General features: G+C 75.3%; 1 protein-coding gene and 1 pseudogene. One reads left to right on the top strand and one right to left on the bottom strand.

What is annotated here, in order from left to right:
• A partial coding sequence (locus B9S58_RS05230) for a bifunctional 3'-5' exonuclease/DNA polymerase (RefSeq protein ID WP_103530956.1) occupies nucleotides 1-1570 on the top strand: 1570 nt, incomplete at its 5' end.
• A 68-nt stretch (nucleotides 1571-1638) separates the two neighbouring features.
• Here B9S58_RS05230 and B9S58_RS05225 read toward each other — a convergent pair.
• Nucleotides 1639-2182: pseudogene (locus B9S58_RS05225) on the bottom strand (hypothetical protein); the annotation flags it as partial.

Genomic DNA, 2182 nt, shown 5'->3' with positions numbered 1-2182 from the left:
CGTCGAGGCGGTCCGCTCCCGGCCCGGCGTGATGCGCTGGGTGTGGCGGTCGACCGCCGGGATCTACCCCAGGCTGCTGGCCGCCGGGGTCCGGATCGAGCGGTGCTACGACGTCGAGTGCGCCGAGCTGCTGCTGCTCGGGCACGCCGGGCGGCTCGGCGAGCCCCGGTCGGCGGCCGCCGCGCTGGCCCGGCTGGACAACGCGCCGGTGCCGCCGGACCCGCCCGCCCGGTCCGCCGAACCGGGCGCGCAGTCCTCCCTCTTCGAGCCGTCGTCGGGCCCCGGGGTGCCGTTCGAGGGGCTGCTGCGGGTCTACGCGGACCAGCTGCGCCGCCACGACACGACGGAGCACCCGGACCGGATGCGTCTGCTGACCGCGTCGGAGTCGGCGGGGACGCTCGTGGCCGCCGAGATGCACCGGGCCGGGCTGCCCTGGCGCGCCGACGTCCACCGGGAGGTGCTGAACGGGCTGCTGGGCGAGCGGTACGCGGGCGGCGGCGAGCCCCGCAGACTCGCCGAGCTGGCGGACGAGGTGTCGGCGGCCTTCGGCAGAAGGGTCCGCCCCGATCTGCCCGCCGATGTAGTGAAGGCGTTCGCGCAGGCGGGCATCCCGGTGAAGTCGACCCGGCGGTGGGAGCTGGAGGAGCTGGACCATCCGGCGGTCGAACCGCTGGTCGCGTACAAGAAGCTGTACCGGATCTGGACCGCGCACGGCTGGTCCTGGCTCCAGGACTGGGTGCGCGAGGGCCGCTTCCGCCCGGAGTACCAGCCGGGCGGCACGGTCAGCGGCCGCTGGACGACCAACGGCGGCGGGGCCCTCCAGATCCCCAAGGTGATCCGGCAGGCCGTCGTCGCCGACGAGGGGTGGCGCCTCGTCGTCGCGGACGCCGACCAGATGGAGCCCCGGGTGCTGGCGGCGATCTCCCGCGACCGGGGCCTGATGGAGGTGGCCGGTCACGACGGCGACCTCTACAAGGCCCTGTCCGACCGGGCGTTCCAGGGTGACCGCGAGCACGCCAAACTGGCGCTGCTCGGTGCGGTCTACGGCCAGACGTCCGGCGACGGCCTGAAGAACCTGGCCGCCCTGCGCCGCCGCTTCCCGCTCGCCGTCGCCTATGTCGACGACGCGGCGCGGGCGGGCGAGGAGGGGCGGGTGGTGCGGACCTGGCTGGGCCGGACCAGCCCGCCGGTCGCCCTGGCGGGCCAGGACGAGGAGGCGGGCATCCCCCAGGAAGGCCCCGAGGGTCCCGGGGCCGCGCCGGACGGCGGTCCGGCGCGGGCCCGGGGGCGCTTCACCCGTAACTTCGTGGTGCAGGGCAGCGCGGCCGACTGGGCGCTGCTGCTCCTGGCCGCGCTGCGCCGGACGCTCTTCGAGCAGGGGCTGCGGGCGCAGTTGGTGTTCTTCCAGCACGACGAGGTGATCGTGCACTGCCCGGCCGGGGAGACCGCGGCCGTCGTCGAGGCGATCCGCACGGCGGGCGAGCTGGCCGGGCGGACCGCCTTCGGGGAGACGCCGGTGCGGTTCCCCTTCACGACGGCGGTGGTGGAGCGGTATTCGGACGCCAAATGACCCGGCGGCCCGGGCGGACCCCGGCGGACCCGGGCGGACCCGGCGGACCCGGCGGACCCGGCGGAGGATCATTGCTGGAGCTTCAGCCATTCCGGGCTGGTGGCGAGGGCGGTGAGCTGGTCCATGGTGAGCGCGGGCTCCGGGCGGGTGGCGGGCGCCGACTGCTCGCCGGAGTTGAAGGCCGAGACGACGACCCGCAGGCCGTCGGGGCGCATCGTGTCGGCCGACCACCAGACGACTCCCGCCCCGCCCTTCTCACCGGACTTCTTCGAGGTGGCGAGCAGGGTGCCGTCGGGCAGGGTGGTCGCCTCGCCGTACAGATCGCCTGCCGCGCCCCGCATGTCGCTCTGCACATTGATCTGCACGAGGGACCGGCCCTCGCCGTCGTCGACGACGACCGAGGCGAACTCGCCCCCGGTGTCCGTCTCCTCTCCCACGGAGAGGCCCTCGGGCAGCAGCCCCAGGAAAGTCGGCATCAACCGCGTGTAATCCAGCGGGGGCGCCGGCTCCCCGGAGTCCTTCGCCGCGGGCGACGACGGGTCCGGCGAGGGCTTGTCGGTGCGCGGAGCGTCCGTGGCGGTGGCCGTCGGCTCGTCCGGGGGCGTGACCTCG

It is taken from the genome of Streptomyces sp. SM11 (assembly GCF_002910905.1).
In the GTDB taxonomy this organism is placed as follows: Bacteria; Actinomycetota; Actinomycetes; order Streptomycetales; family Streptomycetaceae; genus Streptomyces.
This window is presented reverse-complemented; position numbering and strand designations above follow the sequence as displayed.